Here is a 227-nt window from a genome sequence, read left to right on the forward strand (position 1 = left end):
ACCCCGTGGTGGGGTTCCCGAGCGATCATAAGGGAGCTGACTGCAAATCTGCCGTCACCGACTTCGAAGGTTCGACTCGAGCACCAGCGAGAGAACGTTGCCAACGGCAACGGCCCGAAGGGTGAGGAGCGCAGCTCCGAATAATCCTTCCTTCGCAACATCACAATAATGTAGTGACCCCGTGGTGGGGTTCCCGAGCGGCCAAAGGGAGCAGACTGTAAATCTGC

1 other RNA gene is annotated in these 227 nt (G+C 58.1%); it reads left to right on the top strand.

Annotation, left to right across the window (positions count from 1 at the left end):
• Nucleotides 1–16 precede the first annotated feature (16 nt).
• Nucleotides 17–161, top strand: a non-coding RNA gene (locus tag IAE50_RS25850) — RtT sRNA.
• The last annotated feature ends 66 nt before the right edge of the window (nucleotides 162–227 follow it).

This window comes from Kosakonia sp. S42 (genome assembly GCF_016624785.1).
In the GTDB taxonomy this organism is placed as follows: Bacteria; Pseudomonadota; Gammaproteobacteria; order Enterobacterales; family Enterobacteriaceae; genus Kosakonia; species Kosakonia cowanii.